Source organism: Jiangella muralis (assembly GCF_001270745.1).
In the GTDB taxonomy this organism is placed as follows: domain Bacteria; phylum Actinomycetota; class Actinomycetes; order Jiangellales; family Jiangellaceae; genus Jiangella; species Jiangella muralis.
Map to the genome: position 1 here is coordinate 140,360 of NZ_KQ434756.1, position 25,737 is coordinate 166,096.

A 25,737-nucleotide genomic window follows, 5' to 3' on the forward strand; every position below is an offset into this window, starting at 1 on the left:
CTCGAACCCAGAGTGCCTGGTAGTCGAAATCAAGAGGAGAATCATGCGCAAGTCCACCCTCACGCTCGTGGCCGGCCTGGCCGCGAGCGGTCTGGTCCTCGCCGGTTGCGGCGACGACGACAACGGCGGCGGGTCCGCCGACAACGGCGGCTCCGGTGACGGCGGCGGCGCCGACGTGCAGACCATCGGCGACGTCGACAGCGCCAGCTGCGACCCTGCCGAGGGCGACGCCGAGATCCCCGACGCCGAGGGCACCGGGGACGACGCGACGACGCTGACCATCGGCGTCTTCACCGGCTGGGACGAGAACTACGTCGTCGCCGAGCTGACCAAGGTCGCCCTGGAGGAGCAGGGCTACACGGTCGAGTTCGAGGAGCTCGAGGCGGGCCCGGCCTACACCGGCGTCGCCGACGGCGACATCGACATCGTCATGGACGCCTGGCTGCCGAACACCCACGCCAGCTACGTCGAGCAGTTCGGCGACGACCTCGAGGACACCGGCTGCTGGTTCGACGAGGGCTTCCTGACGATCGCCGTCAACGCCGACTCGCCGGCGCAGTCGCTGGCGGACCTGGCCGGCGAGGCCGACGCCTACGGCAGCCGGCTGGTCGGCATCGAGCCCGGCGCCGGGCTGACCACCACCACGCAGAACGAGGTCATCCCGACCTACGGCCTGGAGGACTGGGAGTTCCCGACCTCCTCGTCGCCGGCCATGCTGGCCGAGCTGGACAGCGCGATGGCCGCGGGCGAGGACATCGCCGTCACGCTGTGGCACCCGCACTGGGCCTACGCGGCGTACGACATCCGCGACCTGGAGGACCCGGAGGGCTCGCTCGGCGACGCGGAGCGGCTGTACAGCCTCGGCCGGCCGGGCTTCCACGAGGAATTCCCGAACGCCGCGCAGCTGATCCGCAACCTCTACCTCTCCAACGAGCAGCTGCTGGAGATCGAGGACCTCATGGTCGTGCAGAACAACCGTGAGGACAACGCGGGCGCCGTGGCGCAGTGGCTGGAGGCGAACCCGGACTTCGTCGCGAACTGGCGGGCCGGCACGCTGACCTGACCTGATCCGACGCCGTCCTGGCGGGGCCGCGGTCGCCGCGGCCCCGCCAGTGGCGTCTCAGGAGCTGGTGCCGACCGGACGGGGTTCCGGTTCGGCCACGGCGACCGGCGACGGCGGGACGCGCAGCAGCCGCGCCGCCCAGACCGGCAGGTACCAGTTCCACTTCCCGAACAGCGACACCAGCGCCGGCGTCAGCAGCGACCGGATGATGGTCGCGTCCAGCAGGATGCCGAAGCCGAGCCCCGTCGCCATGACCTTGAGGTCGGTGGCCGGGCTCGCCGCCAGCGCCGCGAACGCCAGGAACAGGATCAGCGCCGCGCTGGTGACCAGCCGCCCCGTCCGCCCGATGCCCTGGACGATCGCCAGGTCGGTGTTGCCGGTGGCGTCGTACTCCTCCCGGATCCGGGCCAGGATGAACACCTCGTAGTCCATCGACAGCCCGTAGAGGAACGCGAAGATCAGCAGCGGCACCCAGAACGTGATCGCGCCGGTCTCCGGTATCCCGAACACCGCGTCCGAACCCCAGCCGTACTGCCAGAACAGCACCACCAGCCCGTACGCCGCGCCGAGCGAGAGCAGGTTGAGCAGCACCGCCTTCAGCGGCAGCAGCAGCGACCGGAACGCCCGCACCAGCAGCACGTAGGTGAGCAACGCGATCAGCGCGAGCATCAGCGGGAAGTTGCCGTAGACGGCGTCGATGAAGTCCGACTGCATCGCGCCGACGCCGGACACGCCGACCACGCCGTCGAGGTCGCCGGCCCGTTCGACCACCCGGTCGACGACGTCGACGCTGGTGGAGTCGACGGTCTCCTGGTCCGGGATGAGCACGACGACGGATTCGCCGTCGCGGCTGCTCGCGGCGTCCGTTGACACCAGCGCCCGGTCGATGCCGTCGATCCCGGCCAGGTCGCCGGCCACCGCGTCGGCGTCGTCCGTGGATACCAGCACCTCGATCGGCGTGAGCGTCCCGCGTGGAACACCGCCGTCGGTGAGCCGGTGCAGGTCCTCGTACGCGGCGCCGTTCTGCGCCAGCGACTCCGTCGACGCGAGCCCGATCTTGAGCCCGGAGAACGCCCCGACCAGGGCGAGGAGGACGGCGAGCGAGGCGGCGGCCGCCACCCAGCGGGCCCGGACGACGCGCGTCGCCCAGCCGGTCCAGGCGCGGCTGGCCGTGTTCTCGCGCCGCACCCGCGGCCAGTCCACCCGCGGGCCGATGCCGCCCAGCAGCGCGGGCGTCAGGCTGAGCGTCGCCGCGACGCTGGCCAGCGGGATCAGCGCACCGCCGATGCCGACGCTGCGCATGAACGGCACCGGCAGCACCAGCAGCGAGATCAGGCCGATGGCCACCGTCCCGCCGCTGACCAGCACGGCCCGGCCGGCCGTGCCCATCGCCACCACGACGGCGTCGTGGTTGTCGCGGCCGTGGTGCCGCTCCTCCCGCCAGCGGGTCACCAGCAGCAGCGAGTAGTCGATAGCCACCCCCAGCCCGATCAGCGCGATCAGGAACGTCACCAACGCCGAGAAGTCGCCGAGGTAGGTCAGCCCGAGCAGCAGCACGAACGTCGCCATGATCGACCCGGCCGCCACGATCAGCGGCAGGAACGCCAGCAGCGAGGCGAACACGAACGCCAGCACCGCCAGCGCGCCGACCGAACCCGCCACCACCTCGGCCAGGACGCCCCAGCCCTCCTCCTCCGAACCGGCCGCGAGCGCGTCGTAGCCGGTGACGCCGACGGTCGTGCCCGGCGGCGCCGCCTCCTCCAGGGCGTCGCGGATGCGATCGGTCGGCAGCGACGTCGCCGTCTCGTCCCACCGCCAGAACAGCAGCGCGTACGCCGTGCTCCCGTCGTCGGTCACGAACGCGTCGTCGCCGGTGTTGCCGGCGTGCAGCAGCCGCAGGTCCGGCAGCGCCCGCCCCGCGGCGTCGAACGCCGCCGCGTCCCCCAGCTCGGCCTCCTCGCCGTCCGGGTGGGTGAACGACACCAGGTACGGCGCCTGGTTGCCGCCGTTGCCGAATCGCTCGTCGATCCGTTCCGCGGTCTCCGCGCCCGGCTCACCGGGCAGCGAATAATCGGTCGTCAGCCGTTCGTTGGCCGGGCCGGCCGCCATCGCGCCCGCCACCACGACCAGTAGCCAGAACGCCATGACCCACCGGCGATGTGCCAGGACGAACTCAGCCCATCGACGCATTGTTCAGCACTTCCTTCCAGATCCGGGGTGTCACACCTGCCGCCTTTCATTCGTCAGCGCACTGACGGACCGCGACGAAGGAATGTGACCGATGAGCGACGATTGGCTGGCACGACAGTTCGAGGACCACCGCACCCACCTGCGGGCCGTGGCCTACCGGATGCTCGGCTCGACCAGCGAGGCCGACGACGCCGTCCAGGAGTCGTGGCTGCGGGTCGCCCGGGCCGGCACCGCGGGCGTCGACAACCTGGGCGGCTGGCTGACGACCGTGGTGGCCCGGGTCAGCCTGGACATGCTGCGGTCCCGGACGGCGCGGCGCGAGCAGCCGCTGCCGCCGGAGCCGGCCGTGGCGGTGAACGGCGCCGACCCGGAGCACGAGGCGCTGCTGGCCGACACGGTCGGGCCGGCGCTGCTGGTGGTGCTGGACACGCTGGCGCCGGCCGAGCGGCTCGCGTTCGTGCTGCACGACCTGTTCGCCGTCCCGTTCGACGACATCGCGCCGCTGGTCGGCCGGTCACCGGTAGCGACGCGACAGCTGGCCAGCCGGGCCCGGCGGCGGGTGCAGGGCGCGGGGACCCGGGCACCCGGCACGGACGACGTCAGGCGGCAGCGTGCCGTCGTGGACGCCTTCACGGCGGCGTCGCGACAGGGCGACTTCGAGGCGCTGCTGGCGGTCCTGGACCCGGAGGTCGTGATGCGGGCCGACGAGGTCGCCGTCGAGCTGTCCCTCGCCGCCCGGTCCCGCGGCGCGGCGCCGCTGGGCAGCGTGATGCGTGGCCGGCAGGCGGTCGCCGACGTGTTCCTGCGCCGGGCCGGGAACACCCGGCGGGCGCTGATCGACGGCGCGCCCGGCCTGGTGTGGTGGTCCTGCGGCGAGGTCCGCGGCGCCTTCCCGTTCACCGTCGCCGGCGGCCGGGTGGTCGAGATCGAGATCGTCATGGACCCGGACCGGATCGGCGCGTTCGACATCGAGTTGCTCCCGGACTGACGGCCCGCGCGAGGAGCCGGCCGACGCCACGCCAGGCCAGTCGGCCGGGCGTCAGGCGTCGTCGAAGCCGGAGGCGTGCAGGAACGCGCCGGCGTGCCGGGTCAGCTGCGGGTGGTCGAGCAGGCGGAGCGCACCGTCGGCGCCGTCGCCGTCCGGCGCGACGATGTGCGCGCCGGGGAGGCGAGCCAGGACCGCTCGGCGGAACGGGTCCGCGAGCAGGCTGCCGGTCCGGAACAGGCCACCGCCCCAGGAGAAGCGCGGCTCCAGCCCGGTGGCGGCCGCGACGGCCGACTCGGCGAGGCGTTCCCCGGCGCGGCGCCAGATGCTGCCCGCGACCGCGTCTCCGTCCCGCGCGGCATCGGCCACGGCCGGGGCGAACGCCGCCAGTTCGAACGACGGCGACTCGCCGTTGTACACGCGGCTCAGCAGGCCCGCCGGATCGCCGTACCGCGTCGCCACCGCGGCGGCGAGCGGCGCCGAGCCGCCGGCGCGGCCGTCGAGGTGACGAAGGGCCGCGACGAGGCCACGGCGGCCGATCCAGGCGCCGCCGCCCTCGTCGCCGAGCAGGTGCCCCCAGCCGTCGGTGCGGTTCCAGACCTGCCCGAGATCGGTGCCGAGTGCGATGACGCCGGTCCCGGCCGCCACGACCACGCCGGGACGGCCGCCGAGGGCGCCCAGATGCGTCGTGAGCGCGTCGCCGGCCACCATCACCTGGTGGGCGCCGAGCCGGTCCCGCAACTCCGCGGCCATCGCCGCGGGGTCGTCGAGCAGCCCGGGAAGGCCGGTCGTCCCGACGCAGACGGCGTCGAGCTGGGGCGGGTGCGCCACGTCGGCCGCCCGGGTCACGGCGTCGACGGCCGCCGCGACGACGGTGGCGCCGTCGATGGTGGCGCGGCGATGCGTCGGCCGCGTCACCTGCACCCGGCGGCGTCCCGCGGCGAGTTCGACGACCGCCCGGACGCCGCTGCCTCCGACGTCCACCCCGGCCCGAATCCTCACGCGCGACCCTCGAACCGCGCGACGGCGGCGCGCACCGAGCCGGTCTCGGACAGCGCCGCACGCGCCTGCTCGGTGGCGGCGCCGGAGAGCAGGGTGACGAGCGCGACCTCGATGTCGCCGCCGGCATCGCGCAGCGCCGCCCGCGCGGTCGCCTCGTCGCGGCCGGTCGCCGCACGGACGACCGCGACCACGCGCTCGCGGAGCTTCTCGTTGGTCACGGACATGCCGATCATCAGGTTCGAGTACGTGCGGCCGCGGCGCACCATGAGGGCGGTCGAGAACGCGTTCAGCGCGACCTTGGTCGCCGTGCCGGCCTTCAGCCGGGTCGATCCGGTGAGCGCCTCCGGGCCGGTGTCCAGCACGATGACGTGATCGGCCTCGATCGCGGGGTTCGGGGAGCAGCTCATGAGGACGGTCGACGCGCCACGCCGGCGCGCCACGCCGAGCGCCGCGGCGACGTACCGCGTCGCCCCGGAGGCGGTGATCCCCAGGACGAGGTCGGCGTCGGTCACCTCCCGGAGGTCTTCGGCGCCGAGATCCCCGGAGTCCTCGAAGTCGAGCGCGGAGTCGACGAGGGCCGCCGAGCCGCCCGGGAAATGGGCGGTCACGAGCGAGCGGTCCACGCCGAAGGTCGGGGTGAGCTCGGTCGCGTCGAGGACGGCCAACCGGCCCGAGGCTCCGGCGCCGACGTAGTGCAGCCGCCCGCCGGCGGCGAGCCGGGCGTCGGCCAGTTCCACCGCCCCGGCGATGGCGGGCAGCGCCGCGCGCACCGCCCCGATGGCGGCGGCGTCCTCGTCGACGATGCGCGCCAGCGCCTCCGGCGTGGGCAGCGTGTCGAGGTCGAGCGTCGCGGGGTTGCGTGCCTCGGTCGGTCGGGTGGTCATGGGAGGGGGTCCTCTCGGCCGGGGGCACGACGATGTCGGTGAAGGCGTGGATGGCCCGCCGGCTGCTGGCGGCGAGCCGGTCGAGCGGGACGGCGGGCGCTTCGACGCCGCTGTCGACGAACCGGCGGTGCAGGTCGTCCAGGTCGCGGTCGAGCTGCGCCGCGGCGCGGGGCCGGTCGGTGCCGGCGAGGTCGGCGGCCGCCGCCCAGGCCACGAGCCGCCTGCTGTGGTGACCGCCCACCAGCCCGCGCCACAGGCGTGCGGAGTAGTCCTCCAGCGTGGTCCCCGGCGCCTCGTTCCAGCTGGTGACCAGCCGCCGCGCGGACCGGACCAGCTCGACCGGGTCGACGCCGTCAGCCGCAGCTCGAGCGGCGGCGGCCTCCCAGGCGTCGAGCCGGGACTCCGCGCGAGTCGCGAACAGCTCGTCGAACCCGTCGAGTTCCGCGGTCAGCCGCTCGACGAGGGCAGGCCGCCGGGCCGGGTCGGGCTGTTCGGCGATGCGCAGGACGAGTTCGTCGGCGACCCGCGAGCAGGCGGCCTGCGCGAGTTCCACCAGGTCGAGACCGAGCGGACCGGAAGCGAGCGCGGGATCGTCGTCGAGCACGTCGACCAGCAGCCGCCACGACCGGGCGAACAGGTCCGGGTCGAACCAGCGCTGGGACTCGACGTCGCGACGCAGGGCGGCGGGCTCGTCGACCCAGGCGAGGGTCGGACGCCGCACGAGCACACCGTGGAAGTCCTCCGGGAAGATCGGCCGGCCACGTGCGTCGTAGATGGTGGCGAGCAGCCCGGACCAGGCGTCCTCCAGCCGGTCGTCGCGGCGGCCGTAGCGGTCGGCGGCGAAGCGGCGGACCCAGGCGTCGAGGTCAGGCGTATCGCCCCAGGCGAGGTCGGCGAGGAGCTCGAAGAACACGCCGTTGTGGTGGATCGACTCCATCGTCAAGCCGAGGCCGGCGGGTGGACGGGGCGAGGCGAGCGCGGCCTCGAACTGGTCCCGGGCCCGGGGCAGGTCGGCGACCGCGTCGCTGCGCCCGCCGAAGTTGAGCAGCCCGCACCACTGCCAGGTCCGGCCGGAGAAGCCGTCCTGCCGCGGCCAGACCGGCGAGTGCTCGGCCCAGAGGTCGAGGACGAGCAGGGCGTCATGGGGCACGGCATCGAGGAAGGCCCGCACCCGCTCACGGGTCCAGTAGTCCGCCTGGTACGCGAACGGCCAGGCCTGCAGGACCCAGACGGCGTCCGGCTCGGCGGCGCGGAAGCCGCGCACCAACTGCCCCGCTACGCGGGTGGGGAAGTCGTCGTCCTCGTCGGCCGGCGGGGTCTCGATGAACGGGTCGGACGCGATGTGGGTGACGGCGCCGAACCGCTCCTGCTGGACCCGCACCACCTCGGCGGCGAGCCGGGCGAACCGTGGGTCGTCGGGGTCGAGGAACCAGGTGGTGTTGTCCTGCCACTGACGCGGCCGCGTCGCGTCCGGAGCGAGACTGTGCGGCACGTGCCCGGTGAAGCCGGGGAACACCGGCGTCATGCCCAGCGAGCGCATCCGCTCGATGATCCGCCGCCCGAGCCGAGCGCGCCGCTCGAGGTCGTCGGCGGTGAGCTGGACCCGGTGGCCGTCGCGGCAGCCCATGTACTGGAACGGCAGGTAGAGCGGTTCGCCGAGGAAGCTCAGGATGGTCTCGTCGTCGCAGCCGAAGCGGCGGTAGACGTCGGCCAGCACGGCCTCGTGGCCGGCCAGCGCCAGCGGCATGGTGACGCCGTGCAGCGCCATCCAGTCGATCTCGCGCTCCCAGTCCGGCCACGACCAGTGCGCCGTGGAGTAGCTGAACGTGCAGAAGTTCAGCATGTACTGGTCGCGGACACGGGCGCGGACGGTGCGCTCGGGTGCCTCGGCGACCGGCGTGACGGCCAGGGGCGTCCGGGTGGGCCAGTGGACGGCGGTCCCGTGCTGCTGGCGCAGGTGATCGTGCAGGCCGGCGCACGCGCTGACCGGGTCGCTCGCCGTCAGCTCCAGGCGGCCGTCGCGCACGCAGTGCCGGAACCCGCGGCCGAGGCCGGGATCCCAGTGGATCGCCAGCCGGCCGGCGAACCCGGCGCCCGCGACCCGCTCGGCGAGCTCGCGGACGGCGGCTTCGTGGGCACCGTTCATCACGCCTCCAAATATTTACGTACGGCCCGCAACTATATGCTACGGTGACGCGCACTGACACAGGGAGGCACCGGTGACGACGCACACCGTCGCGGTCGACACGCAGATCATGCGGGGCATCAACGCTGCCGCGGTGCTCACCGTCCTCCGCGCTGCGAGCCCGCTCGGCGTCTCGACCATCGCGAAGCGCACCGGTCTCTCCCGCCAGGCGGTCACCCGTGCCATCGCCGGTCTCGAGCAGCTCGGCCTGGCCGAATTCCGCGCCCCGGACCCGCATGCGACGAAGGCCGGACGACCCGCCCAGTCGGTCGTGTTCCGCGGCGACGCGGCCGTCGTCGTCGGCGTGGCCATCGCCCCTGACGTCGTCACCGTCGCGACAGCCGACCTCGCCGGCGAGATCCTGGACCGGCGCGACCTGCCGGTGACCGAGCCGTCGTCCGTGCGCGAGCAGGTCTGCGCCGGCATCCGCACCGCGCTCGACGAGCTGTCGATCCCGCGCGAACGGGTCTGGGCGGCCTGCGTCGCCGTCCCCGGCATCGTCGACGTCGGCACCGGCACCGTGCGGCTGAGCTCGAGCATGGCGCACCTGCATGGCGACGGCCTGCGGTCCGCGGTCGCGGGGCTCCTCGACTGCCCGGTCTACGTCGACAACGACGTCAAGCTGGCCACCGAGGGCGAGCAGTGGCGCGGCACGCCGCACGAGACGTCGTCGCTGGTCCTCGTCGAATGGGGGGAACGCGTCGGCGCCGGCCTCATGCTCAACGGCACCCTGTACCGCGGCGCGTCCAACGACTCCGGCGACATCGGTTTCCTCCGCCTTGACCCCGCGTCGCGGCCCGGCGACGCCGACCGCTCCGACGTCCTCGGCCCGTTCGAGCGGACGGTCGGAGGTGCGGCGCTGGCCCGGCTGGCGATGGACGCGGCCGGCCGGCACGACGACCACGAGTGGCTCGCCGCGCTCGCGGCCGCGCCCGCCGACGCCCGGCTGGACCTGGTGATCGAGGCCGTGCGAGCCGGCCGGGCCCCCGCGCTCGAGGCCATGCGGACCGTGGCCGCGCGGTTCGCCCGCGGGATCGCCGCGATCCGCGCGCTGCTCGACCCCGAACTGGTGATCATCGGCGGCCCGATGGCCCGCTGCGGGGACGAGCTGCTCGTCACGCTCCGGGCCGAACTGGAGGGCGAGACCCTCAACCAGCCGGCCATCGAGCTCTCGACGCTCGGCGGCGACGCCGTCGTCCAGGGGGCGCTCCATCACGCCCTCGCCGTCGTCGAGGCGCAGCGGTTCGCCCCGGGCGCGCTCTCCGAGTGAGCCCCGCCCCACCCACTGTCCTGCGTCACAGCAACGAGAGGAGCAGCACATGCTCACCACACGGAGATCCGCGGCGCTGTTCGCGGCCGGAGCGGCGGCACTCGCCCTGACGTCGTGCGGTAGCGATGCGACCGACACGCCGGGTGGCACCGCCCCGACCGAGGTCTCCACCGAGATCACCTCCGACCCGGTGACGCTCACGCTCGCCTACACCGACGACCCGCCGACGCAGGCGCTCGTCGACGGCTTCACCGCGCTGCACCCGAACGTCACCATCGAGACCCAGCAGACGCCCTTCAGCGACTACGTCAAGTCGGTCCAGCTCGCGATGTCGTCGGAGTCGCCGCCCGACATCGCGCAGTACAACCCCGGCGCGATGCGGTCGCTCGTCCCGGCCGGGCTGATCCTCGACCTGTCCGCGTGGAGCGACGCCTACGGGTGGGACGCGAGCTTCCCGGCGTCCAGCCTGGAGGTGCTGACCTCCGACGACGAGGCGAAGCAGTACGGCGAGGGCGGCCTCTACGCTGTGCCCGGCGCGCTGTCCGTGCTCGGCGTCTACTACAACAAGGACCTCGTCACGGCCGCCGGCGTCGACGGCGCACCGGCGACCCTGGACGAGTTCGAGGACGACCTCGCCGCGGTGGCCGCGAGCGGCGTCGACCCGCTGACCGTCCCGTCCCTCGAGGTCGGCGGCGTGCACCTGTGGGGAGCGCTGCTGAACCGCCTCGGCGACGTCCAGGACTACAAGGACTGGGTGTACGGCGTCGACGGCTCCACCATCCAGACGCCGGCGGCCGAGGAGGCCACCGACATCATGGTCGACTGGATCGCCAAGGGCTACATCCCCGAGTCGTCGAACGCGGTCGGCTACGCCGACGCGATCGGTGAGTTCACCGCCGGGGAGGCCGCCTACCACGTCACGGGCAACTGGGCCGCCGCCGCGATCGAGGCCGAGCTGGGCGACAACGTGGGCTTCTTCCCCATGCCGAGGCCGACGGCGGACGCACCGATGGTCGCCTCCGGCGCGAGCGTCGCGTACTCCATCTCGGCGAAGTCCGAGCACCCCGACGTCGCGGCCGCGTTCCTCGACTACCTCGGCTCCGCCGAAGCCGCGCCGGTGCAGTTCGAGAGCGGGTTCATGCCCGTCAACGTCGACGCGACCGTGGAGGCCACCGGGCTGAAGGCCGACATCGCGACCGCGTTCTCGCAGGTGGTGGCGGTCGACGGCATCGTGCCGTTCCCCGACTTCGCGGCCCCGGCCATGCTCGACCAGCTGGTCTCCGGCATCCAGGGCCTCATCAGCAAGCAGTCGACGACCGACCAGTACCTGGAGGGCCTGCAGAACGTCTGGTCCTCCTACCATGGCTGATCCCCGCACCACCGTCGTCGCCCGCAGCTCCCCGCCCGCCGCGGGGCTGCGGCGCGGCGGGGCGCCGTCCCGGCCCGGACGACGCCGCTGGTCCGGGTGGCTCTACATCCTGCCCGCGGCCGCGGTCTACCTGGCCTTCGCGATCTGGCCGACCATCGCGGCGGCGCGGCTGTCCTTCTTCGAGTGGAACGGCATCCTGCCGCCGCGCTGGGTCGGCCTGGACAACTACCGGGAGATCTTCGACACGCCGGCCCTGTATGGCGCGGTCGGTCACAGTCTCGTCCTGGTGGTCTTCTTCTCCGTGATCCCCGTGGCGTTCGGGCTGTTCCTCACCGCGATGCTGAGCGGGCGGGTCCGCCGGGGCATGGCGTTCTTCCGCGTGGTCTTCTTCCTCCCCCAGGTGCTGCCGCTCGTGGCGGTGGGCATCACCTGGCGGTGGCTGTACAGCGACGACGGCGTCGTCAACGAGGCGCTCACCGCCGTCGGGCTCGGCGGCATCACCCGTGCCTGGCTCGGTGACTACGGCGTGGCCCTGTTCGCGCTCGGGCTGATCGGCACCTGGGTGATGAGCGGGCTGTGCATGATGCTCTTCCTGAGCGGCGTCCAGAAGATCGATCCGTCGCTCTACGAGGCCGCCGTGCTCGACGGCGCCGGCGCCGTCCGTCAGTTCTTCGCGGTCACGCTGCCCGGCCTGCGCGGCGAGGTCTCCATCGCGGCCGTGATCACCACGATCGCCGCGCTCGCCAGCTTCGACCTCGTGTACGTGACGACGAACGGCGGGCCGGCGAACCAGACCACCGTGCCGGGCCTGCTCGTCTACCGCCTCGCCTTCACCCAGGGCGACATCGGCGGAGCGAGCGCCCTCGCCGTCGTGCTCGCCGTCACCGTGATCGGCCTCGTGACCGTCATCCGCTGGCTCACCAAGGAGAGATCGTGAGAGTCAGACCAGTCGGGGTCGGGCTGCGTTACGGCGTGCTGTTCGCCCTCGCCGCCCTGGTGCTGGTGCCGTTCGTCGGCATCATCCTGGCCTCGGTCCATCCGCCGGACCAGCAGGTGTCGGGGCTGAGCCTGCCCGACCGCATCTCGTGGGAGAACTTCTCCGTCGCGTGGAACCAGGCGCACTTCGGCAGCCTGGTGAGGTCCAGCCTCATCATCGCGGCCGGCGTCGTGCCCGCCGCCGTCATCCTCGCCACCCTCGCCGGCTACGGGCTCACCGTGCTGCGCGCGCCCGGCAGCCGCCCCGTGACCGGGGCGTTCGTGCTCGGCCTCACCATCCCGGTCGAGCTCGTCGTCGTCTCGCTCTACTTCAACCTGCGCGACGTCGGGTTGTCGAACTCCTACCTCGCGATCATCATGGCCGAGATCGCCCTGTTCCTGCCGTTCGGCGTGTACTGGATGTCGGCGCACTTCGCCCAGGTCCCGATCGAGCTCGTCGAGGCCAGCCGGATCGACGGCGCGCGCGACCTGATCGTGCTGCTGCGGGTGCTGCTGCCGATCTCCTGGCCGGCCATCACGACCCTCACGGTGCTCATCTTCATGTGGTCCTGGAATCAGTTCCTGCTGGTCCTCGTGCTCATGCAGGACCCCGAGAAGCGCACCGCACCAGCGGGCCTCGGCTACTTCGTCGGGCAGTACTCCACCAACATCCCGCTGCTCTCCGCCGCCAGCCTGATCGTCATCCTCCCGATCGTCGCGGTCTACCTGGCGTTCCAGCGCAACTTCGTCAGCGGGCTGACCCAGGGAGCGGTCAAGTAGGCCCTAGATGTACCCGGCCAGGAGGTTGGTCACAGGTAGCCGCTGGGTGAGCGTCAGCCACCGCCACGGATGCTGCGACGATGACGTCCACCATGATCATCCACCTTTTGAGCTGCTCTGACAGCCCAAAAGTTGGATGATCATGGCCGGCCGATCGACACGTCTGCCACCAATGTGATGGCCGGGTACACCTAGACCGTGCGGACTGACGAGCACTGGCAGGCGACGAGGAGGCATTCCGCGGCCTCGGCATCGTCTCGCAGCAGAGTCTCGCCGACGCCGACGCCGACGCCGACCCCGGCCCCTTCCGTGGCAGGCTGGGTGGCCGGCGCCGCGTGCCCGCGGGGCCACACCACCACGGCCGTCACCATGCCGATAACGGCGAGTGCGCCGAGGATCGCCCATGCGAGGGTGAAGCCGGAACTGGTGCCGATCCACCCGGCGATCGGATAGGTGACCAGCCACGCCAGGTGTGAGAGGGAGAACTGGGCGGCGAAGGCCCCGGGAAGCTGGCTGCCGTCGACGGAGGATCGGATCACGCGTCCGGTCGGGGTGACGATCAGGGCCATGCCGCCTCCGATGAGCCCCCAGATGGGCGCGGTGACGCCCCATGCGGCGACCCCGGTGGCGGCCATCGCGACCGCCGCGCCCACCCCCGTGAGCAGCACCCCGGCGCCGGTCATCATGACGGTGCGGTCGGCGACGCGGTCGAGCACGCGCGGCAGGAGAAGCGCGACCACGAGCGTGCCACCACCAGAGGCGGCGAGCATCCAGGAGACGTCGGCCTGCGTGCCGCCGAGTTCGTCGCGGACGTAGTTGACGGTATTGACCACCACGATCGACCCGGCGGCGGCAACCACCAGGTTCAGCGCCATGACGCCCCGCAGCCGCGGTGTCGTGGCGAAGGTCGTGATGCCCGAGGTGACGCGATCCCAGAGGCGCGTGCGGCCGCTGGGCCTCGCGTTCGGGATGCGGGTGGAGAGCACCAACAACGCGGAGACGACGAACCCGATCGACGTGCCGACGAACAGCCAGTCGAAGGTCATGAAGGTGAGCGCCACCGCTGCGAGCACCGGGCTGAGCAGGCTCTCCATCGTGTAGGCGACCTGTGAGGCCGACAGGGCGCGGGTGAAGTCGGATTCCTCGGTCACGATGTCGGGGATGACCGCCTGGAACGTGGGCGTGAACGCCGCTGAGGTGGCTTGCAGGACGCCGATGAGGACGTAGATGTGCCACACCTCGGTGACGAACGGGAGTGCGAGCACGACGCCGGCGCGGATGACGTCGAGCAACGTCAGGAACGCCCGTCGCGGCAGACGGTCGGCGTAGGCGCCGACCACGGGCGCCACCAGCACGTACATGACCATCTTGATCGTCAGCGCGGTGCCGAGGACCGCCCCGGCGCTGGAACCTGCCAGGTCGTAGGCGAGCAGCCCGAGCGCGACAGTGGCCAGCCCGGTGCCGAACAGCGCGATCACCTGGGCGCTGAACAGGTGCCGGTAGTCGCGGATGGCGAAGAGGCGCATGAGGGTCTCCCCCTGGTCTCGGGTGTCTCCACCACCACAGAAACCATACCCCCAGGGGGTATGTCAAATCGTGAGCCTCGACGACGGAGGGACGCGTGCGAGTCGGCGGTGCCGGACGGGCGAGTCGGGCGTTCCTCGGAGGTGAGGCCTGCGACGAGGTGGGATGCGCTGGTGAGCAGGCTACGGCGGTGGTGGGCCCCCAGGGGATCGAACCCTGAACCCGCGGATCAGCGAGCGAGCCCTCTCGTCATCTCGCCTCTACTTGCTCTCGCCGCTCTGGCCAGCAGTGTTCGCTATCATGGTCCTATGAGTGTTCCGGCGTTCAGCGATCCAGCCGTCGAGGTGGCTGCGTCGCCCGTTGACGCCGAGCGGGAGAACGACGAGTGGTGGGCGTGGTGGTCCACGCTGCCCACCGTCGAGCGTTCCCGTTCGGTGGTTGACGTTCTCGCCGACACCCGCGACGACGACTGATGGCCCGTCGCTACGTGCTCGATGCCTCGGCCGGCATCGCGATCCTCAACCACACGTCGTCGGGCGTTGCTCTCGCCGCGTTCCGGTTTCGGCCCGGTGCCGAGACCTGGACCGTCGAGCACTTCCACGTCGAGGTTGCCAAGGTGATCCGTCGCGATGTGCTCCGTGGGGATCTGACCGACACCCAGGCCGGCCAGCTCGTCACTGGACTCGTCCGCTGGCCACTCAACGTCGCACGGGTCGCTCCGCTGATCTCCGACGCTTGGACGATGCGGCACACCATCACCATCCACGATGGCCTGTACGTGGCGCTCGCCCGGCACATCGGCGCAACCCTCGTCACCGCTGATCGGAAGCTCGCCAAGGCTCCCGGCATGGACGTACCCGTCATCGCGCCGAGCTGAGCGCTTCGGCAGGTAGGCGGAAGCTCGGCGACAAATTTCTACGCCGAGGTCACGAAGCGATTTTCGTAGGCACTCGGCCACGAGTGGTGCGGGCAATCAGCGAACACGCTGCAAACGGGTCTGTCGAAGTCGAGCATGAGCAAACTGGACGCCAGACAGGAGTTTCGCGAGCTGGTCGTTGGCGGTCGCGGTCATTCGGTGTTCTCGCGGCCGACGGTGGTCCAGATGCTGTCGAACCAGCGGCGGGGTTGGACGACGTACTGGGAGCCCATGGATGGCCTCCTTACCGCCGAGGTCGAGGATCGCGGTGGGCTCGTCGCCGGGCTGACCTGGTGCTCGTAGACGGGGTAGGGCCGAAGAACACCTGGGCGTCGTTGATGATGTAGAGCTTGAACATCGACAGCCGCGGACCTGCTCGATGACGCTCTACAGACGACGGTGGTGGAAAACCATGGGTAAAGCATGGCCTCTGCTGCTGGTCGCGCTGGGTCTAGTCGCTGACCTGCTGTTTAGTGGGCCCCCAGGGGATCGAACCCTGAACCCGCGGATTAAAAGTCCGCTGCTCTGCCAATTGAGCTAGAGGCCCCGCGGACAGGCTACCCAGTCCCGTCGCCACCGGCCGAACCGGCAGCGGCGCCGAGGCCGGCCGACTATCCGGGGGCGCTGACAGAACGCTGACGGTTCCTGGCCGAAAACGTGCGGACTCTGTCAGTGGGCGGGGGTTGAATGGGTCTTCCATGCCGGACGGGCACACCTTCCGATCCGGCGTGGTCACCTCGAAGGAGAACCGCCTCATGACCACCCTCGACGTCTCCGCACTTCGCACCCGCTTCACCGGCCAGGTCGTCGCTCCCGGCGACGACGGCTACGACGGCGCGCGTGCGCTCTTCTACGGCGGCCACGACCCCCGGCCCGTCGTCGTCATCCGCCCAGCCGATGCCGGCGAGGTGGCCGCCGTCATCACGCTCGCCCGCGAGACCGGCCTCGAACTCTCCGTCCGCTGCGGCGGGCACAGCCCCGTCGGCCACAGCGTCGTCGACGGCGGCATCGTCCTCGACCTCACCCACCTGCGCGCCATCGCCATCGACGTCGAGGAGCGCACGGTGTGGGCGCAGGCCGGCCTCACGGCGGGCGACGTCACCCGGGCGGTCGCCGAGCACGGGCTGGCCGTCGGCTTCGGCGACACCGGCACCGTCGGCATCGGTGGCATCACCACCGGCGGCGGGGTCGGCTTCCTGTCCCGCAAGCACGGCATGACCATCGACAACGTGCTCGCCGCCGAGGTCGTCACCGCCGACGGCCAGATCCTGCAGGTCGACGGCGCCAACCACCCCGACCTCTTCTGGGCCATCCGGGGCGGCGGCGGCAACTTCGGCGTCGTCACCCGGTTCAAGTACCGGCTGCAGGAGGTGCCCGGCGTCGTGGGCGGCATGATCCTGCTCCCGGCCACGCCCGAGGTCATCCACGGTTTCCTCCGCGAGGCGGCCGCGGCGCCCGAAGAGCTGTCCGTCATCGTCAACGTCATGCCGGCGCCGCCGATGCCGTTCATCCCGGCCGACCAGCACGGAAACATGGTGGTCATGGGCCTGGTCTGCTACGCGGGCCCGGCCGAGGAGGGCGAGAAGGCGCTGGCGCCCATCCGGGCGCTGGCCGAGCCCATCGCCGACCTTGTCCGGCCCATCACCTACGCCGAGATGTTCATGGAAGAGGGCGACGACGAGTACCACCCCACCGCCACCGCCCGCACCATGTTCGCCGACGAGCTCGACCTCGGCCGCGTCACCCAAGTCCTCGAGCGGCTGCGCACGGCGCCGGCGCCCATGCGGGTCGCGCAGTTCCGGCCGCTCGGCGGCGCCATCGACCGCGTCCCCGCCGACGCCACGGCGTACGCGCACCGCGGCCGGGCGTTCATGGTCAACGTCGCCTCGTTCCTCGACGGCCCCGACACCAAGGCCGAGCGGGAGCAGTGGGTCCTCGACACCGCCGCCGTCGCCGAGAACGGCGGCACCGGCGCCTACGTCAACTTCCTCACCGAAGACGGCGAGACGCGGGCGCGGGAGGCCTACCCGGGCGGCACCTGGGAGCGGCTCACTCAGGTGAAGCGGCAGTACGACCCCGCCAACCTGTTCCGCCGCAACGTCAACATCCCGCCCGCGGGCTGAGTCGCACGGACGGGGTGGCCGGGCGCGGGTTCGCGCGACCGGCCACCCCGGTGCCCTGACCGCCCGGTCAGCGGGCGAGGTTCAGTTCGGCGAGCATCGACGCCCCCGACGACGCGGTGATGACGATCTTGACGTGCCGGGCCGTGCTGCGATCGATCTCGGCCCAGGCGATCTCCCCGGCCACGGAGACGTGCCCGGTGCGCACGTCGACGGGGTCGCCCCAGTCGACCCCGTCAGCCGAAAGGTAGACCGACGCGGTCTCGGCGTAGCCGGGCTTGAGGTTCAGCCCGATCCACGAGATCCGCTGCGGCTCGGCGAAGCTGAGGGTGAAGTGGCGCGGCGCCTCAGGGGTGGCGACGGGGCCGAGCGAGGAGTACCAGTACTCGGCCACGCCGTCGACCGCTCCGCCGGGCTGGGCGGTCGGGTGGTTCTGGTGGCTGCTGGTGAGGTCGGTCGTGAAGGTGGCCTCACCGGCGGCGACCATGGCGGGAAGGTCCAGGACGGCTTCCGCCGGGGGTGCCTCGGGCTCCGGCGGCTGGACGTCGACGTAGTCGCTGAGGGAGCTGAACGTCCCGACCACGGCGTGGAGGTTGGTGTCGTAGCTGACCGTCAGGAACCGGCCGCCCCGCACGACCGCGGTGCTCGGGTCGCCCTGGTCCACGTTCTGCTGCGACATGTACAGCAGGACGGGGCTGGTGTCGGTCCAGGCCTGGTCGCGGCGGCGGAGCCGGCCCACGATCGGCTCGTTCGAGCCGTAGTCCCGCCCGCCGTAGGTGAGCAGCACCTTGCCGCCCGGCAGCGTCATCAGGTCCGGTGCCTGCATGCTCCACGGCACCTTGCTCGCGACGCTCCAGGTGCGGCCGCCGTCGAAGGAGTCGCTGACGTACCCCGGACGGATCACCGCGGTCACGTGTCCGCCGGGGAGGACCGCCAGCTCGGTCTCGGACAGCGCGACGCCCGGCTCCGCGGGCAGCATGACCTCGTTCTCCAGCGGCCAGGTCCGCCCGCCGTCGGTGCTGCGCACGACGCTGGCGCGGCCGAGGGTGGCGTCCGGGCGCGTGCCGTAGAGGGGGATCAGCAGGTCGCCGTCGTCCAGTTCGACGACCTCACCGGACTCGGCCGCCCAGCCCAGGTGGTACGCGCCGCTGCGCGGGCCGCACCCGCAGCTCATCGACGACTCCACCAACGCCGGCTCGGACCACGTCTGCCCGCCGTCCTCGGAGCGCACCACGTAGGTGCCTCGAAGCGTCGCGGCCGCGTCGGGATATCCGGTCCAGTCGGTCTGGAACCAGGTGATCACGATGGTCCCATCGCGCAGCTGGGTGATCTGTGCGTCGCGGTCGTCGACCGGCGTGTCGATCACCACCCGCGGCTCGGACCACGTCGCGCCGCCGTCCGTGCTCTCCGTCCACCGCACCTCCCCGTCGTGATCGCCTCCGGGGATGCCGGCGGAGTGCTCGTTGTTCCAGTAGTAGACCGTGACCAGCCGGCCGTCGTCGAGGTGCACGATCTCCGGGAAGAACGGCTTCTGGTCGCCCTCCTGCGTCGCGATGAGCACGTCGGGCTGCGTCGGGTCGTCCGGGCCGGCGCCGGCGGGCGCCCCGGCCAGGCCGCTGACGACGAGGGCCGTACCGGCGGTCAGGGCGCCCAGCATGGCCCTGCGGGGGCTTCGGGAAGGTCTGGTCATGACTGCTCCTTTCGATGCGCGTGGCCGTGCGGCACTGCCGTTCGAGAGAGCTGCTGACGCAATGACGGAACTCAACCTGGCATAGAGTTCCATGTCAATGGTCAGACGGAGCCAGTGGACGCCAGCCACCGGTCGGCACTGACATGGAACATGATTCTGCGCCGCTTCGCGAGGCGACGACCCGGCCCGCGCTGGACGCGGACGGACGCCCAGCCGGGCAGGCCGTCGTGCCGTGACGCCGTCAGAGAGTGACGCGGTCTCTGGTGCGGCGACGCCAGTCGCGGGCGTACGGGCTGAGCTCGTCGTCCCGGTGGACGTCGGTGGCGACAACCGCCGGCGCGCCGCCGGCCGGGCAGCCGGCCGCCCAGCCGCCGCGCGGGCCGATGACCCCGGCGTGCGGGCCCGACGGGTCGGCGGGGACGGCGAGGCTGATCCAGTAGCTGTTCGCCGCCGCGTAGCCGCGGGCCTCGGTGGTGACGGTCTCGCGGCCGGGCACGCCGCCGGTCTCGTACGACACCAGGACGCCGTCGACGTCGAGGCGCTCGTACTCGGTGAACAGCTCCGGGAAGTGCACGTCCATCCCGAGCGCGAGCCCGAACCGGTACCCGTCGACGTCGATGGTGCAGGGTCCGGCGCCGGGCGCGTACAGGTAGCTCAGCTTGGTGTTCGACAGGGTCCGCTCGTCGTACCGGGCCACCACCGCACCCTCGTCGGAGACGACGTAGAGGCTGTTGTGCGGACGGGACGGCGCCGGGCGGCGATGTGGCGCGGCGAGCACCGTCCAGATCGCCAGCTCCCCCGCCAGCCGGACGACCTGGTCGAGCTCATCGTCCAGCACCGTCCACGCGGCGCGGGTCCAGTCGGCCGGCCCCACCTCGTCCGGGCCCAGTTCGGACAGGACGAACTTGTCCGGGAAGCAGATCGCGCCCTCGGTGAAGTGCACCAGCCGCGCACCGGCCGCGGCCGCGTCCGTCATCAGCCGGCGCACCTCGGCGCCACTCGCGCGCAAGCCGTCGGCGTCGGTGGGGTCGGTCCGGACGGTCGACTGCGCGACGGCGATCGGCAGCGGCGTCTCCCTCGGCGGCTCGTCGGCGGACGGCGCCGGGCGGACGTTGCGGAGCGCGGCCGTGTAGGACTCGCCGGTCTTGGCGGCGCGGGCACGGACCCGTCGTTTGAGGTTTCGGTCTGTCGTCATCGCTGGCCTCCCACGCACTCGCACGTGATCCCCCAGCAATCCCGTCCGAGGCGGTAGACCAGGACGAGCGGCTCGAGATCAGGAGTCCCTTTGCCTTCAGGAGCGAGACCGGGCTGGGGCCGGCCGGCGAAGGTGAGGCGGGAGCCACGCCAGGCTCACAGCCTTCCGCACCGCTTCGGGCCGCGTCAACACCACGCGCCGGATGTCAGCCCGCCCCGTGCGCCGCGACCCAGGCGTCATACTCGGCGTCGTCGTCGGGGGTGCGGTCGATCAACGCGATCAGCTGCGCCCGCGCCGCCGTCAGCTGCTCGATCGCCGACGTCAGACGGTCGCGCTCGGACTCCAGCGGCGACAGCATCGACCGGCAGCCGGGCATCAGCCCGTCGCCGGTGTCGACCATGCACGGCAGCAGGTCGGCGATCAGGTGGCTCGGCAGCCCGGCCGCGAGCAGCGACCGCACGTGCCGCACCGCGGCGACATCGGACGGGGCGTAGTCGCGGTAGCCGCTGGGCAGCCGGGCCGGTCGGAGCAGGTTCTGCTCCTCGTAGTAGCGCAGCGCGCGCTCCGTCACGCCGGTTCGCCTGGCCAGTTCGCCGATCCGCATCGCGCCCTCCGTGCTCGCCCACCGCCGACTTGACCCTCACGTCGGCGTGAAGGTTTAGCGTACCCGCCATGACGACATCCGCGCAGGTCACCGTCCTCGGGCTCGGCAAGATGGGGCAGACCCTCGCCCGCGCCTTCCTCGCCCACGGCCACCCGACGACGGTCTGGAACCGCTCGCCGGAGAAGGGCGACGCGCTGGTGGCGGCGGGCGCGACCCGGGCCGCCAGCGTCGCCGACGCGGTCGCGGGCGCCGACCTCGTCGTGGTCTGTGTGGTCGACTACGCGGCCGCGCGACAGCTGCTCGAGCCGGCCGCCACCGCGCTGCGCGGGCGCACCGTCGTGAACCTCACCGCCGACACGCCGGACGCCGCGCGCTCCCTGGCCGCCTGGGCCGCCGATCACGGCGTCAACTATCTCGACGGGTCGATCATGACACCGACGATCACCATCGACACGCCGGACGCGGTGCTGATCTACAGCGGCCCGCACGACCTCTACCGGAGGCACGCGGCGACACTGGCCGCGCTCGGCGGGACGCAGCACCACCTCGGCGCCGACCCAGGCCGCGCGGCCGCCTTCGACGTCGCACTGCTGGACTTCTTCTGGACGGCGTTCGCCGGCATGATGCACGCGTTCGCGCTGGCCAAGGCCGAGGGCATCGACGGCGCCGACCTCGTGCCGCTGGCCGAAGGGCTCGCCGCCCTGCTGAAGGACTCGGTCGCCGAGCACGGCGAGCGGCTGGACGCGGGCCGCTACGACGCCGACGTCGCGACGCTGGCGACGATCGCCGCCGGGCTGGAGCACGTCGTCGCGGCGTCGGAGCGGCGCGGCCTCGATACCAGCGTCCAGCACGCCGCGCTCGCGCAGCTGCACCGGGCCATCGACGCCGGGCACGGGGACGACGACGGGTCAGTGGTCAGCGCCGTCCTGCTCGCCGAGCGTGAGGAGGCCGGCAGCAGGGCCTGACCAGCGGCATGTTTGCGCCATTGGCGCCTACCGGCCACGCCTAGTCCTTCCGCCCCGGGCAGCGGCGGTGCCAGATTGACCGGACCGGACATCCGGCCCATCTGGTACCGCCCACGTCTCGCCCTGCCCCGCCGAGAGAGGACGACGCGATGCCCCCCACCGCGCCCGTGCCCCGATCCCGCCGACGACGACCGGCCGTCTGGTCCGCCACCGCGCTGACCGTCGCGCTGGCCGCCACCGCCGGCGCCACCGCCCCAGCGACATCGGCACCCGGCACCGCGACCACCCCGGCCGCCCCAGCTGCCCCGGCCACCGCGGCGACGGACGACCCGACCAGCGCCGGGACCACCACCCGGGTCACGCTGGTCACCGGCGACATCGTCGACGTGACCACCACGGGCGGGAAGACGTCCGTCGCGGTCGCCGCGGCGGACCGCGGCGCGGTCGAGGCGTACGAACTGGACGGCGACACGTACGTCGTCCCGGCCCGGGTCGCGCCGCAGGTCCGCGCCGGCACCGTCGACGACCAGCTGTTCAACGTGACGCGGCTGATCGAGAGCGGGTACGCCGACGACGCGACCACCGAGCTGCCGGTCATCGTCACCTACGACGGCGCCGCCGCCCGGTCCGCGTCCACCGTCGCCGCCAGCGCCGAGAACCTGCCGGCCAGCGACGCCACGCTGCCGCTGCCCAGCATCGACGGTGTCGCCGTCGAGGTCGCCAAGGCCGACGCCGGCACGTTCTGGGACGCCGTCCAGGCCGACGGCTCCGTCGGCGGCGTCTGGCTGGACGGCTCCGTGGCCGCGACCCTCGACGTCAGCGTGCCGATGGTCGGCGCGCCGGCGGCCTGGGAGCAGGGGTTCGACGGCACCGGCAGCACGGTCGCCGTCCTCGACACCGGCATCGACCCGGCCCACCCGGACGTCGCCGGTCAAATTGCCGTTCAACAGGACTTCACCGGTGGGAACAACCCGGTCGACGGGCACGGCCACGGCACCCACGTCGCGGCGACGGTCGCCGGCACCGGCGCGAGTTCGGGCGGCACCCGCCAAGGCGTCGCGCCCGGCGCCGATCTGATGATCGGCAAGGTCCTCGACGACGGCGGCAGCGGCCAGGACTCCTGGGTGATCGCCGGCATGGAGTGGGCCGCGCGCAACGGCGCCGACGTCGTCAGCATGAGCCTCGGCGGATGGCCCACTGACGGCACCGACCCGCTCAGCCTGGCCGTGAACGAGCTGACCGCGGAGACCGGCGCGCTGTTCGTCATCGCCGGCGGCAACTACGGGCCCAGCGCCTACTCGCTGACCAGCCCGGGCGCCGCCGACGCCGCGCTCACCGTCGGCAACGTCACGAAGACCGACGACCTGGCGTCGTCGTCCGGCCGCGGCCCGCGGGTCGGCGATCACGCCGTCAAGCCCGACCTCACCGCGCCCGGCACGAACATCGTCGCCGCCCGCGCCGCCGGCACCGCGATGGGCACGCCGGTCGACAACCTCTACACCAGCGCGTCCGGCACCTCGATGGCCACGCCGCACGTCGCCGGAGCCGCCGCGATCGTCCGTCAGCAGCACCCTGACTGGACGCCCGAGCAGGTCAAGGCGGCCCTGGTGTCGACCGCGATCCCGCGCGACGGGCTCACCGTCTACCAGCAGGGCGGCGGCCGCCTCGACGTCGCGACCGCCGTCGCGCAGGGCGTGTATGCCGGCCCGGCGCCGCTGAACTTCGGCTACCTGCCCTACCCGCAGACCGGGCTGGAGCCGATCGTCCGCACCGTCACGTTCAGCAACGTCACGGCGGCGCCGGTCACGCTGGAGCTCACCGCGGCCGCCACCGCCGGCAGCACGCCCGCGCCGGCCGGCATGCTCACGCTCGGCGCGCCGTCGGTCACCGTCCCCGCCAACGGCACCGCCACCGTCGACGTCACGCTCGACCCGTCGCTCGGCGCGGCCGGCCTGTACAGCGGCTTCGTCACCGGGACCGGCCCGGACGGGGTGAGCGTCGTGCTGCCGCTCGGGTTGAACAAGGAGCCGGAGGTCTACGAGCTGACGGTCACCGTCTTGGACCGCGAGGGCAACCCCAACCGCGGCGCGACCGTCCAGATCGGCAACGTCGACGACTCCTCGAAGCACGTATCGTTCCCGAACCTGGACGCGCGCGGCCAGGCGACCGTCCGCGTCCCACCGGGCACGTACAGCGCGCTGAGCATCTTGAGCGAGCTGGACGGCGAGCGGTACACGTACACGTTCGCCGGCGACCCGCAGATCGAGGTCGGGCCGGGCGGCGCGAGCGTCGTGCTGGACGCCCGCACCGCGGTCCCGGTGACCGCCGACGTCGGCCGCACCGTCGAGGGCGTGTCGGCGAAGCTGGAGTTCTGGCGCTTCCCGCTGGCCGGCGAGGCGATGAGCTACCGCTACCTGCTCGGCGAGCCGTTCACCGACGTGTACGCGACGCCGACCGAGGACGTCACCGAGGGCGGGTTCCACCTCGTCACGCAGTTCTCACTGGCCGAGCCGGACCTCATCGTCGACGGCTCCGGGCTGGACGCGTTCGAGCCGGAGTACTTCATCTACGCGCCGAAGCTGCCGGACGGCCGGTTCCGCCACGACGTCGTCGACGCCGGCGCCGCCACGCCGGCCGAGCTGGCCGCCGTCGACCTCGACGGGAAGATCGCGCTGGTCGAGGCGACGGGCGGGCAGTGGAGCGAGCAGATCCGGGCGGTCGCGGCGGCCGGCGCCGAGGTGGCGTTCCTCTACAGCCGGAACGGTTACCCGTTCTCCGGCGCGGTCGAGCGCGGGCTGCCGATCCCGGCGGCCGCACTGGACCTCAGCGAGGCCGAGACGCTGCTGGCCCGCGGCGGCGGCGCCGTCACCGTCCACTCGACGCCGGTCAGCGAGTTCCTCTACGACCTGCGCTTCGACGAGGACGGCGGGGTGGGGACCGACCTCGCACACGTCGTCGACACCGACGACCTCGCCACGGTCACGAGCACGTACCACGCGGACGCGCCGGAGCGCACCGTCTCGGACGTCAACCCGTCGTTCGCGCCCTGGCAGAACAACTCGTTCGACTCCTACCGCTACTTCCGGGCGCCGCTGGAGCGGACGGAGTACGTGCTGACCTCGCCGGACATGCTGTGGTTCAAGCAGCTCTCCGGCTACGAGACGGACGAGGTGGCGCTGGCCCGGCACGCCCGCGACCGGCTGCGGACGCTCGAGCCTGGCGACGAGCTGGAGGACAGCTGGTTCGGCGGGCCGTTCGTGCCGACGCCGCGGCGCGAGGTGCTCGAGCAGGAGCGGATGGCGATCCCGTGCCCGGCCTGCCGCGACGCCGACGAGCTGTTCTTCTGGATCGAGGACCTCGCCGACTCCGGCGACGGCCACTACGGCGCCTGGGACACCCGCTGGGAGAACTCGGCGACCCGCCTGTACCGCGACGACGAGCTGGTGGTGAGCCGGCGGACCGGGCGCGGGGTGCTGGCGGCGGTCCCGGCGGACTCGGAGTACCGGCTGGAGATCGACGCGTGGTCGGACGCCCCGTGGAGCTTCGGGACGCGGTCGTCGACGGCCTGGACGTTCCGGTCCGCGGCGCCGGCATCCGGCGTCGGCGACCTGCCCGTGCAGTACGCGTGCACCGACCGCGGGCACCGGAACTGCGCCTTCCTGCCGCTGCTGTTCGCGTCGTACGACGTGCCGCTCGACGAGCTGAACCGGGCGCCGTCCGGGCGGACGTTCACCTTCGACCTCACCGTGGGCGGGCAGGTCGGCGCACCGGAGCCGCCGGTCCGGCGGGTGCGGGTCGAGGTGTCGTACGACGACGGCGCCACCTGGCGGCCCGCGGTGGTGCGGCCGGACGACGACGGGGAGTACTCCGTCACCGTCCGGCACCCGAAGGACGCCGAGCACGTCTCGCTGCGGATCGACGCCCAGGGCGACGGCACCCGGCTGGAGCAGGAGGTGATCCGGACCTACCCGCTGGACTGATCCGCTTGCCGCATCGGTCTGGACGTCCTGAGCTGCACCG

Annotated in this window: 19 protein-coding genes, 1 tRNA gene and 1 pseudogene; 12 read left to right on the plus strand and 9 right to left on the minus strand. The window is 72.5% G+C overall.

The features are described from left to right. Positions 1-43 precede the first annotated feature (43 nt). Entirely contained in the window at positions 44-1,063 is a 1,020-nt protein-coding gene (locus ACW62_RS12635; protein WP_053204464.1) for a glycine betaine ABC transporter substrate-binding protein, read from the plus strand. Between the two features lie 57 nt (positions 1,064-1,120). Here the strand turns inward: ACW62_RS12635 and ACW62_RS12640 are convergent, their stop codons facing one another. Further along, positions 1,121-3,253 carry an MMPL family transporter gene (locus tag ACW62_RS12640; RefSeq protein WP_053204465.1) on the minus strand — a complete coding sequence of 711 codons (2,133 nt, stop codon included), beginning with the start codon at positions 3,251-3,253 and terminating at the stop codon, positions 1,121-1,123. A gap of 91 nt (positions 3,254-3,344) precedes the next feature. On the opposite strand from ACW62_RS12640, the gene ACW62_RS12645 reads away from it, so the two are divergent. Beyond that, complete coding sequence (locus ACW62_RS12645) at positions 3,345-4,241, plus strand: sigma-70 family RNA polymerase sigma factor (RefSeq protein WP_053204466.1); 897 nt, start codon at positions 3,345-3,347, stop codon at positions 4,239-4,241. A 51-nt stretch (positions 4,242-4,292) separates the two neighbouring features. On the opposite strand, the gene ACW62_RS35775 is transcribed toward ACW62_RS12645, so the two are convergent. The 3 genes and pseudogenes from ACW62_RS35775 to ACW62_RS36510 form a co-directional block, all read right to left on the minus strand. Beyond that, positions 4,293-5,240 (minus strand): N-acetylglucosamine kinase, encoded by a 948-nt coding sequence (locus tag ACW62_RS35775; RefSeq protein ID WP_083459721.1) that lies wholly within the window; start codon positions 5,238-5,240, stop codon positions 4,293-4,295. Continuing rightward, positions 5,237-6,124, minus strand: a complete 888-nt coding sequence (locus ACW62_RS35780; protein ID WP_053204467.1) for an N-acetylmuramic acid 6-phosphate etherase — start codon at positions 6,122-6,124, stop codon at positions 5,237-5,239. The genes ACW62_RS35775 and ACW62_RS35780 overlap by 4 nt, the downstream gene beginning before the upstream one ends. 136 nt (positions 6,125-6,260) lie before the next feature. Continuing rightward, positions 6,261-8,270, minus strand: a pseudogene (locus ACW62_RS36510) (alpha-N-acetylglucosaminidase); the annotation flags it as partial. A 73-nt stretch (positions 8,271-8,343) separates the two neighbouring features. Here ACW62_RS36510 and ACW62_RS12665 point away from each other — a divergent pair. From ACW62_RS12665 to ACW62_RS12680, 4 genes are read left to right on the plus strand one after another with little or no spacing between them, the layout of a single operon-like run. Then, on the plus strand, positions 8,344-9,579 hold the full coding sequence (locus tag ACW62_RS12665; protein ID WP_053204469.1) for an ROK family transcriptional regulator: 1,236 nt from the start codon (positions 8,344-8,346) through the stop codon (positions 9,577-9,579). 49 nt (positions 9,580-9,628) lie between these two features. Then, the gene (locus ACW62_RS12670; protein ID WP_053204470.1) at positions 9,629-10,948 is read left to right on the plus strand and encodes an ABC transporter substrate-binding protein; all 1,320 of its coding nucleotides are present in this window, start codon (positions 9,629-9,631) and stop codon (positions 10,946-10,948) included. Next, on the plus strand, positions 10,941-11,885 hold the full coding sequence (locus tag ACW62_RS12675) for a carbohydrate ABC transporter permease (protein ID WP_053204471.1): 945 nt from the start codon (positions 10,941-10,943) through the stop codon (positions 11,883-11,885). Before ACW62_RS12670 ends, ACW62_RS12675 begins: the two co-directional genes overlap by 8 nt. After that, positions 11,882-12,703 (plus strand): carbohydrate ABC transporter permease, encoded by an 822-nt coding sequence (locus tag ACW62_RS12680; protein WP_053204472.1) that lies wholly within the window; start codon positions 11,882-11,884, stop codon positions 12,701-12,703. The genes ACW62_RS12675 and ACW62_RS12680 overlap by 4 nt, the downstream gene beginning before the upstream one ends. A 191-nt stretch (positions 12,704-12,894) precedes the next feature. Here the strand turns inward: ACW62_RS12680 and ACW62_RS12685 are convergent, their stop codons facing one another. Next, the gene (locus ACW62_RS12685) at positions 12,895-14,229 is read right to left on the minus strand and encodes an MFS transporter (RefSeq protein ID WP_053204473.1); all 1,335 of its coding nucleotides are present in this window, start codon (positions 14,227-14,229) and stop codon (positions 12,895-12,897) included. Positions 14,230-14,535: 306 nt separating this feature from the next. On the opposite strand from ACW62_RS12685, the gene ACW62_RS33985 reads away from it, so the two are divergent. The 3 genes from ACW62_RS33985 (at position 14,536) to ACW62_RS12695 (ending at position 15,446) form a co-directional block, all read left to right on the plus strand. Further along, on the plus strand, positions 14,536-14,700 hold the full coding sequence (locus ACW62_RS33985; RefSeq protein ID WP_157574711.1) for a hypothetical protein: 165 nt from the start codon (positions 14,536-14,538) through the stop codon (positions 14,698-14,700). After that, positions 14,700-15,104, plus strand: coding sequence for a type II toxin-antitoxin system VapC family toxin (locus tag ACW62_RS12690; RefSeq protein WP_053204474.1), 405 nt, complete (start codon positions 14,700-14,702; stop codon positions 15,102-15,104). The genes ACW62_RS33985 and ACW62_RS12690 overlap by 1 nt, the downstream gene beginning before the upstream one ends. 135 nt (positions 15,105-15,239) lie before the next feature. After that, positions 15,240-15,446, plus strand: a complete 207-nt coding sequence (locus ACW62_RS12695; protein ID WP_053204475.1) for a hypothetical protein — start codon at positions 15,240-15,242, stop codon at positions 15,444-15,446. Between the two features lie 171 nt (positions 15,447-15,617). Here ACW62_RS12695 and ACW62_RS12700 read toward each other — a convergent pair. Further along, positions 15,618-15,690: transfer RNA gene (locus tag ACW62_RS12700), tRNA-Lys, on the minus strand. A 208-nt stretch (positions 15,691-15,898) separates the two neighbouring features. On the opposite strand from ACW62_RS12700, the gene ACW62_RS12705 reads away from it, so the two are divergent. Then, a complete protein-coding gene (locus ACW62_RS12705; protein WP_053204616.1) occupies positions 15,899-17,266 on the plus strand; it encodes an FAD-binding oxidoreductase in 1,368 nt (455 codons plus the stop codon). A gap of 67 nt (positions 17,267-17,333) precedes the next feature. Here ACW62_RS12705 and ACW62_RS12710 read toward each other — a convergent pair whose 3' ends face one another. From ACW62_RS12710 to ACW62_RS36180, 3 genes are all read right to left on the minus strand, one after another. Continuing rightward, a complete protein-coding gene (locus tag ACW62_RS12710) occupies positions 17,334-18,953 on the minus strand; it encodes an exo-alpha-sialidase (RefSeq protein ID WP_157574712.1) in 1,620 nt (539 codons plus the stop codon). 241 nt (positions 18,954-19,194) lie between these two features. Next, complete coding sequence (locus ACW62_RS12715) at positions 19,195-20,148, minus strand: carbon-nitrogen hydrolase family protein (RefSeq protein ID WP_053204477.1); 954 nt, start codon at positions 20,146-20,148, stop codon at positions 19,195-19,197. Positions 20,149-20,353: 205 nt separating this feature from the next. Beyond that, the gene (locus ACW62_RS36180; RefSeq protein WP_053204478.1) at positions 20,354-20,752 is read right to left on the minus strand and encodes a MerR family transcriptional regulator; all 399 of its coding nucleotides are present in this window, start codon (positions 20,750-20,752) and stop codon (positions 20,354-20,356) included. A gap of 68 nt (positions 20,753-20,820) precedes the next feature. On the opposite strand from ACW62_RS36180, the gene ACW62_RS12725 reads away from it, so the two are divergent. Together ACW62_RS12725 and ACW62_RS12730 are read left to right on the plus strand one after the other, a co-directional pair. Continuing rightward, positions 20,821-21,717, plus strand: coding sequence for an NAD(P)-dependent oxidoreductase (locus tag ACW62_RS12725; RefSeq protein WP_053204479.1), 897 nt, complete (start codon positions 20,821-20,823; stop codon positions 21,715-21,717). Positions 21,718-21,866: 149 nt separating this feature from the next. Continuing rightward, on the plus strand, positions 21,867-25,697 hold the full coding sequence (locus ACW62_RS12730; protein WP_053204480.1) for a S8 family serine peptidase: 3,831 nt from the start codon (positions 21,867-21,869) through the stop codon (positions 25,695-25,697). Positions 25,698-25,737 lie beyond the last annotated feature (40 nt).

Bases quoted from the DNA above. Each gene is read 5' to 3' on its own strand.
- ACW62_RS12690 (WP_053204474.1), top strand. From the start codon at position 14,700: ATGGCCCGTCGCTACGTGCTCGATGCCTCGGCCGGCATCGCGATCCTC.
- ACW62_RS36180 (WP_053204478.1), bottom strand. From the start codon at position 20,752: ATGCGGATCGGCGAACTGGCCAGGCGAACCGGCGTGACGGAGCGCGCG.
- ACW62_RS12685 (WP_053204473.1), bottom strand. From the start codon at position 14,229: ATGCGCCTCTTCGCCATCCGCGACTACCGGCACCTGTTCAGCGCCCAG.
- ACW62_RS12730 (WP_053204480.1), top strand. From the start codon at position 21,867: ATGCCCCCCACCGCGCCCGTGCCCCGATCCCGCCGACGACGACCGGCC.
- ACW62_RS12710 (WP_157574712.1), bottom strand. From the start codon at position 18,953: ATGACCAGACCTTCCCGAAGCCCCCGCAGGGCCATGCTGGGCGCCCTG.
- ACW62_RS12695 (WP_053204475.1), top strand. From the start codon at position 15,240: ATGAGCAAACTGGACGCCAGACAGGAGTTTCGCGAGCTGGTCGTTGGC.
- ACW62_RS12635 (WP_053204464.1), top strand. From the start codon at position 44: ATGCGCAAGTCCACCCTCACGCTCGTGGCCGGCCTGGCCGCGAGCGGT.
- ACW62_RS12675 (WP_053204471.1), top strand. From the start codon at position 10,941: ATGGCTGATCCCCGCACCACCGTCGTCGCCCGCAGCTCCCCGCCCGCC.
- ACW62_RS12645 (WP_053204466.1), top strand. From the start codon at position 3,345: ATGAGCGACGATTGGCTGGCACGACAGTTCGAGGACCACCGCACCCAC.
- ACW62_RS12715 (WP_053204477.1), bottom strand. From the start codon at position 20,148: ATGACGACAGACCGAAACCTCAAACGACGGGTCCGTGCCCGCGCCGCC.
- ACW62_RS35780 (WP_053204467.1), bottom strand. From the start codon at position 6,124: ATGACCACCCGACCGACCGAGGCACGCAACCCCGCGACGCTCGACCTC.
- ACW62_RS12640 (WP_053204465.1), bottom strand. From the start codon at position 3,253: ATGCGTCGATGGGCTGAGTTCGTCCTGGCACATCGCCGGTGGGTCATG.
- ACW62_RS12705 (WP_053204616.1), top strand. From the start codon at position 15,899: ATGACCACCCTCGACGTCTCCGCACTTCGCACCCGCTTCACCGGCCAG.
- ACW62_RS12670 (WP_053204470.1), top strand. From the start codon at position 9,629: ATGCTCACCACACGGAGATCCGCGGCGCTGTTCGCGGCCGGAGCGGCG.
- ACW62_RS12725 (WP_053204479.1), top strand. From the start codon at position 20,821: ATGACGACATCCGCGCAGGTCACCGTCCTCGGGCTCGGCAAGATGGGG.
- ACW62_RS33985 (WP_157574711.1), top strand. From the start codon at position 14,536: ATGAGTGTTCCGGCGTTCAGCGATCCAGCCGTCGAGGTGGCTGCGTCG.